This is a genomic window from Gilliamella sp. GillExp13, from assembly GCF_001690815.1.
GTDB classification, from domain to species: Bacteria; Pseudomonadota; Gammaproteobacteria; order Enterobacterales; family Orbaceae; genus Gilliamella; species Gilliamella bombi.
In genome coordinates this window covers 1-637 of record NZ_LZHJ01000122.1, presented here as the reverse complement: position 1 = coordinate 637, position 637 = coordinate 1, and the positions used below count along the sequence as shown (strand labels likewise).

Below are 637 nucleotides of genomic sequence, written 5' to 3'. Positions count from 1 at the left end.
TCTGCTTCCCAGATATGGCGTGTGATGACTTTCTGTGTATTTTTACTCTGTGTACACTGTGACAATAACGGACAGACTTTGCAGGTTGTTGCATCAGAATGATAATGACGATAACCTTCCCTGCTAATAGTTTTATATATTAATGTTTGCCCGTTTGGGCAAGTATAGGTATCGTTTTGACTGTTATAGATAAACTGCTTTTTTCTGATGGGATTCGCACCATGGGTGGGACGACGATAACCCAACACCGGATATATCTGCTCTGCCAGCAGTAAATGGCAAATGGGAGCCGTAAAATAACCCGCATCAAGACCGACACCAACCGGATTAAAGCCAAACCGCTCTAACTGGCGTTTTAATCAGGCCATGTAAGGCTGGGAATCATGATATTTCCAGCTGTGACATAGGTATCGGTAATTAAATTATGTTTGCCATCAACCGTTCGGTGATCTAAGTAGAAAAATCCTTTAGGCTTGCCTTCCCAATGCATAAAACCACTGTCCGGATCTGTTGTACTGAGTTTAACCTCCTTGTATTTCTCTACCGTCGATGGCTTTAAGGCTTTTTTCCGTTTAATTCTCTTTCTGCGTTGATGGCTTGATTAAGCGCATCAATATATTGACTGGGCTCAACAATA

General features: G+C 41.9%; 1 pseudogene. It reads right to left on the bottom strand.

Going from position 1 to position 637, the window contains the following annotated elements:
- Positions 1–637, bottom strand: a pseudogene (locus tag A9G37_RS13230) (transposase); the annotation flags it as partial.